The organism is Psychromonas arctica (genome assembly GCF_036697365.1).
GTDB classification, from domain to species: domain Bacteria; phylum Pseudomonadota; class Gammaproteobacteria; order Enterobacterales; family Psychromonadaceae; genus Psychromonas; species Psychromonas arctica_A.
This window is the reverse complement of sequence record NZ_JBAHZA010000030.1, coordinates 1-6,610: the sequence shown is the minus strand read 5'-3', so window position 1 is coordinate 6,610 and position 6,610 is coordinate 1. Positions and strand designations below refer to the sequence as shown.

The window sequence follows — 6,610 nt, the reverse complement described above, 5'->3', positions numbered from 1 at the left end:
AGTTTATGCTGCTCCAAATCTTTATGGTGAAGATCCTGCTGTACAAGTCTCAGCGACTCGTGGTGCTAAAGTTGAGTTATCTACTTTAGACAAAGTACAAGATATCCTTAAACAGAATAATATTTCACCAAAATCTACCGTGTTAGAAGATGGACAAATTCTTGTTAGATTGACTTCAAGTGAAGATCAATTATTAGCTAGCGAAGCAATCAGTGCCAACATTGGTGATGGCTTTGTAACAGCCCTTAACTTAGCGGCTGCAACACCAGGATGGTTAGAAGCTATTGGTGGTGGACCATTAAAATTAGGCCTAGATCTACGTGGCGGTGTGCACTTCTTAATGGAAGTTGACATGGACGAAGCGATCAGCAAAGAGCAAGATCAGCTAGTTCAAGATTTACGCTCTGAATTGCGTGAACAAAAAATCCGTTATCGTGGTATTGAAAAAGCATCAACACAAACGGGCGTGATTGTTCGTTTTACTTCTCAAGATATCTTAGATGATGCTGTTGATTACTTGAAACCACTAAATCCAGGTTATAGTTTTGCTGAAAAAGAGACGGGTGGTACTTTCTACCTAACCGTTAGCATGACAGATGAAAAACTGAAGTCTGCAAAAAATGATGCATTGGAGCAAAACTTAAGTATTTTACGTAACCGTGTTAATGAATTAGGTGTCGCTGAACCATTAGTACAACGTCAAGGCGAAGATCGCATTGTAGTTGAACTGCCAGGTATTCAAGATACTGCTCGTGCTAAAGAAATTTTAGGTGCGACAGCAACGTTAGAATTCCATGCGGTTGACTCTGATACTGATGTGTCTGATGCATTAGCGGGTCGAATTCCTGCATCTTCTGCGTTATATAAAGAGCGTGATGGTTTACCTGTTGTTGTTAAGAAGAAAATCATCTTAACTGGTAACCACATTGTTGATGCACAATCCGGTGCAGATGAATATGGTCGTGCACAGGTTAATATTTCTTTAGATTCTCAAGGCGGCAGTAAAATGTCTCGCTTTACTAAAGATAATATTGGTAAGCCAATGGCAACGTTATTTATTGAGTATTTACCAACGGGTAAGAAAAAAGCCAACGGTAAAGCTGAAACTGAAAAACGAATTGAAGTTGCAAACGTAGCGACTATACAAGCTCAATTAGGTCGTAGCTTCCGTATCACTGGTTTAGATAATACTGCTGAAGCGCATAACTTAGCATTGCTACTTCGTGCAGGTGCTTTAACAGCGCCAATTCAAATTGTTGAAGAGCGTACTATCGGTCCAAGCCTAGGTCAGCAAAACATCGATAATGGTGTTAAAGCGATGATTTATGGCCTATTAGCCGTTGTGATATTTATGCTTATCTACTACCGTAAATTTGGTGTAGTAGCGAATGCTGCGTTGCTTTTAAATCTAGTGATGATTGTTGGTTTCATGTCACTTATTCCGGGGGCTACATTAACGTTACCGGGTATTGCAGGTATCGTGCTAACAATCGGTATGGCGGTTGATGCTAACGTACTTATTTTTGAGCGTATTCGTGAAGAGCTAAAAGCAGGTAAATCTGTTCAGCGCTCAATAAACGAAGGTTACTCAAATGCCTTATCAACTATTGCAGATGCAAACATTACTACCTTTATTACAGCGGTTATCTTATTCGCAGTAGGTACAGGTCCTGTTAAAGGTTTTGCGGTAACACTAGCAATCGGTATCTTAACTTCAATGTTTACATCTATCTTCGGTACACGTGCAATTGTTAATGCCGTGTGGGGTGGACGTAATGACATTAAAAAACTTTCTATCTAAGCAGGGGGCACTATGTTTGAAATAATTAAAACGAAGCAAACTATTGGCTTCATGAAACTTGCAAATCCTGCAACCTGGTTGTCGTTGATACTAGTGATCCTTTCTGTTGTGACGCTAAGCATTAACTGGTTAAATTGGGGATTAGACTTTACTGGTGGTACATTGATTGAAGTAGGTTTTGAACAACCTGCTAACCTTGAGAATGTGCGTACTACTTTAGCTGATGCTGAATTCCCAGATGCAGTTGTTCAACACTTTGGCAGTAGCCATGAAGTGATGGTGCGTTTAGCGCCTCGTGAAGGTGTGAAAGGGCAAGTGATCGGTAACCAAGTGTTAGATGCATTAACAAATGCAGACTTTGGTAACGTAGATATGCGTCGTATCGAGTTTGTTGGTCCAAATGTAGGAGACGAGCTAGCTGAAAATGGTGGTATCGCTATCATTATTGCACTGGTTTGTATCATGTTATACGTAAGTATGCGTTTTGAATGGCGTCTAGCGATGGGCTCTGTATTAGCGCTTGCGCACGATATCATTATTACATTAGGTATTTTCTCGTTATTCCAAATTGAATTTGATTTAACGGTATTAGCAGCGTTACTAGCGGTAGTTGGTTACTCGTTAAATGATACTATCGTAGTATTTGACCGTATTCGTGAAAACTTCCGTTTACTAGCATCAGATACTCCTTCTGATATTGTTGATAAATCTTTAACGCAAACATTGAGTCGCACGATTATTACCTCAGGTACGACTATCTTAACCTTGGTTTCATTGTTTGTAGTGGGTGGCGAGCTTATTCATGGGTTTGCAACTGCGTTATTGATTGGTATTTTTGTAGGTACTTACTCATCTATTTACGTAGCAAGTGCATTAGCCATTAAATTGGGGATTTCTCGTGACCATATGATTCCAGAAGTTGTGGAAAAAGAAGGCGCAGATCAAGATGCCATTATGTAATTGTTAAAGTTATTTTTAACACCTAAAAAGCACTGCATCGCAGTGCTTTTTTGTTATGTAAATATAAAAAATCTGATTGTTTTTAACGTAATTCATTGATTAATTGTTCAATTGTAAGGCTAAAACTTTACATTATCGTAGATATAGTACACTCTTGAAACTCTTGTTTAGAAGGGTTAAATCATGCAAATATCTTTAAAAGCATTATTTTTAGTTTTCTCAGTTGTTACACTCACTGCTTGTTCAAGCTTTAATAATGAAAATGACAGTTACACATTAGCCGCCACGGGACAAGGAAATTCCGTCTTTCCAATTGCAACACCAATACAAGTCACTTACCAAGATGAAGTGAAACTGTTGCGACTTACTCAACTTATTTCAGATAAAGAAAATATCGACGATAAACAACGTGCAGTATTGCTGTATGAGCGTGGTTTAATCTATGATCGTATGGGACTGAGTGCCCATAGCCGTTACGACTTTACACAATCTATTAATTTAGATCCTACTCTTGCTGAATCTTATAATTCATTGGGTGTTTATTTATTAATGGGTGAAGCCTACGATGAAGCCTTTGATGCCTTTGATTCTGCCATTGAATTGTCAGAAAACATGCAATATAGCTATCTTCATCGTGCCATTGGTTTATCATTAGTCGGGCGATTAGATGGTGCTCAACAGGATATAGAGCACTTCTATGACCTTGATAAAAGCGACCCTTATCGTGTGTTGTGGCGCTACATTATCAATTCACAAGTTGATTTAGCTGCTGCACAAACGCAATTAGATAATGTGCAGAAAGCAGATGATGATAAACGCTTTGCTTGGGCGATTGTGGAAGTGATTAATGGTGATTTATCCGAGGAAGACTTTTTCGATAATATTGCTAATGGCATCCAAACTAACGAAGAGTTAGCGCAACGTTTATGCGAGGCTTATTATTACTTAGCACATTGGCACATGAATAATAATGCCTTAGATAAAGGCATCTATTACTTAAAACTGAGTGCTGCGACTAACGTAAAAGACTTTATTGAATATAAATATTCATTAATTGATTTAAATAATATTCAGAAAAAATTACAAGCACAGGTAGCTAAAGTGCAACAGGTAAAAGAACAAGGTACTGCTCAGTAGGCATAGCTTTTAGCCAGTTACTCTTTAGTTAAAAATGCCCATCTTTCGCTCTGACTGATGGGTATTTTACTTTTGGGGATTGATACTTTAACGCCCTAATGTCCCTTTAAAGTCTTCATAACCAAATTCATTTAATACTTCAATTTGTCCATCTACCTTTTCAAAGTAAATACTTGGCATCTTCAGGCCATTAAACCAGTTAAGTTTAACCATGGTATAACCGGCGCTATCTAATAGATGCAATTTTTGACCTATCTGTAAAGGCTGTGCAAATTGTGTCTCACAGAATTGATCGCCAGCTAAACAAGAGCATGAGCCAATTACATAGGGGAATTGACCGTCTTCTGATGCTTCTTTTACTGATGCAGGTTCATTATAAATTAATGTATCCAATCGATGTGCTTCTGTTGCACTATCGACGATGGCGGTTTGCTTTTCATTTTCAACAATATCAATGACGCTCACTACTAGGTCGGCAGTGCGTGTAATGATTGCTTCACCAGGCTCAAGGTAAACTTGCAAATCATGTTTTTCAGAAAAGGCTTTTAAGGCTAAACCAAGCTTTTCAATCGGGTAACCAGGATAAGTAAAAAAGATGCCTCCACCTAAACTTAACCAAGACAATTTATCTAAGTAAGCGGCAAAGGTAATGGAGATATGATCTAATACTTTGATAAACGCATCCACATCTTTATTTTCACAGTTCATATGAAACATAAAACCATCTACTTTATCAGTTACCGATAAGTCTAATAGTGATTGCTTGACCCCTAAACGTGAATATGGGCGTGCAGGGTTTGCTAAGTCTTGACCGGCTACGCTCATTTCAGGATTGATACGTAAACCTAATGATGCATCATCTTTACACTGCTGATAATGGTAATTTAGCTGTGATAATGAGTTAAAGATAATCTTATCTGATAGTGGTTTTACCGCTTCGATATCCGCATCGGAATAACCAACACTATAAGCATGAGTTTCACCACCAAACTTTTCATGTCCTAATCTTACTTCATAGGGCCCTGAGCTGGTTGTGCCGTCTAAATAGGGTTTGATAGTGTCAAAGGTACCCCAGGTTGAAAAGCACTTTAAAGCCAGCACTAATTTAGCGCCTGAGATCTCTTTTAACTGTTTCGCTTTTTCAAGGTTATTAATTAACGCTTGTTCGTTAATCAGGAAGTAAGGTGTGTTTAAACCGTCTTTTGATGATTTATCAAGTACTGTCATAGTCTTTTATTTACTCGGATAAAAAGATGGCGAAGTGAATACTTCGCCATAGTAGATACAAAGGAGTTTTATGGTTACTCAGCAGGTAGTTCCACTACTTCCCAAGTTAAACCAATTGTTGGCATTAGGTCTAAGAAGTGATCTGGGTTTAACTGTTCAACATTAAACAGACCTTTATCACTCCATTTTCCTTGGAAGTAAAGTAATGCCGCAGTGATCGCTGGTACACCGGTTGTGTACGAAATGGCTTGATGCTCTACTTCATTGTATGACGCTTTGTGGTCACAAATGTTGTAGATAAACACACTTTTTGCCGCGCCATCTTTTTTACCACGTAACCAAGTACCGATACAGGTTTTACCTGTGTAACCAGGCGCCAATGATGTTGGGTCCGGCAAGATCGCTTTTAATACTTTTAATGGCTCAACAGTGATGCCATCACAAGTGGTAACTGGTTCAGTGCTTAATAGGCCGATAGTACGCATTACATTGAAGTAGTTTAAGTAGCTGTCTGAGAAGCCCATCCAGAACTCAATACGTTTAGCTGGGATATATTCAGCCATTGAACGTACTTCATCATGGGCCATTGAGTAGACTTTTTGCTTACCGACTACTGGGAAATCAAACTCCATCATACGGCTATGACAAGGCACTTGGTGCCATTGTTTGTCTTCGTAATAGAAAGAGTCGCCTTGGATTTCTAACATGTTGGTTTCAGGATCAAAATTGGTTGCAAACTTCTGGCCGTGATCACCTGCATTAACATCCATTACATCGATGCTGTCAATTTCATCAAATAGGTGTTTGTGTGCATAGGTAGCAAATACACTGACTACTCCAGGATCAAAACCAGCACCTAAAATACCTGTGATACCTGCTTCTTTAAAGCGATCAGCAAAGGCCCATTGTGGGTCGTAAGCTTCTGGTACCTGTTGGCCTGGGCTACATAAATCAGTTGCAACTGACGTGTCTAGGTATGCTGTTTTAGTCTGAACACAAGCTTCCATAATGGCCACGTTAACCCATGGAGGTCCAGCATTAATGACTAGATCTGGCTGTACTTGATTGATTAACGTAACAAGCGCTGCAACATCATCAGCATCTACTTTAACGGCATTGATTGATTTACTACTATCCTTTAGGTTGTTACGACCTTTGATAGAAGTAATGATTTTTTCACACTTAGATAGAGTACGTGAGGCAATAGTCATATCACCGAACACATCGTTATTTTGTGCACATTTGTGTGCTATCACCCATCCTACGCCACCGGCGCCTATTTGTAGTACAGACATATTAATCCCTATATTTAATTCTTTTGTGTATTGCTTAGCTAACTACTATCGTTAAACGGCAGTGTTAGTAATCTCAGTGTTAGTCTGTTGTTAAATTAAAAAGACTGTTAATTTTTTATTGATTGATTAATTGCAGAGCAGTCGTTTCAATCTTAGCGATTAATGAATCGAAATCTGCGCTATTTAAACA

At 38.7% G+C, this 6,610-nt stretch carries 5 protein-coding genes; 3 read left to right on the top strand and 2 right to left on the bottom strand.

Features of this window, described 5'->3' with window-relative positions:
• From secD to nlpI, 3 genes are all read left to right on the top strand, one after another.
• A partial coding sequence (secD, locus tag V5290_RS17070; RefSeq protein WP_333388650.1) for a protein translocase subunit SecD occupies window positions 1–1,801 on the top strand: 1,801 nt, incomplete at its 5' end.
• 12 nt (window positions 1,802–1,813) lie between these two features.
• The gene (gene secF / locus V5290_RS17065) at window positions 1,814–2,761 is read left to right on the top strand and encodes a protein translocase subunit SecF (protein ID WP_333388648.1); all 948 of its coding nucleotides are present in this window, start codon (window positions 1,814–1,816) and stop codon (window positions 2,759–2,761) included.
• A 183-nt stretch (window positions 2,762–2,944) separates the two neighbouring features.
• Window positions 2,945–3,898: a lipoprotein NlpI gene (gene nlpI / locus V5290_RS17060; RefSeq protein WP_333388645.1), complete on the top strand. Its 954-nt coding sequence runs from the start codon at window positions 2,945–2,947 to the stop codon at window positions 3,896–3,898.
• Window positions 3,899–3,985: 87 nt separating this feature from the next.
• Here the strand turns inward: nlpI and nspC are convergent, their stop codons facing one another.
• Together nspC and V5290_RS17050 are read right to left on the bottom strand one after the other, a co-directional pair.
• A complete protein-coding gene (gene nspC, locus V5290_RS17055; RefSeq protein WP_333388642.1) occupies window positions 3,986–5,125 on the bottom strand; it encodes a carboxynorspermidine decarboxylase in 1,140 nt (379 codons plus the stop codon).
• Window positions 5,126–5,199: 74 nt separating this feature from the next.
• A complete protein-coding gene (locus V5290_RS17050; protein WP_333388639.1) occupies window positions 5,200–6,420 on the bottom strand; it encodes a carboxynorspermidine synthase in 1,221 nt (406 codons plus the stop codon).
• Window positions 6,421–6,610: the final 190 nt, after the last annotated feature.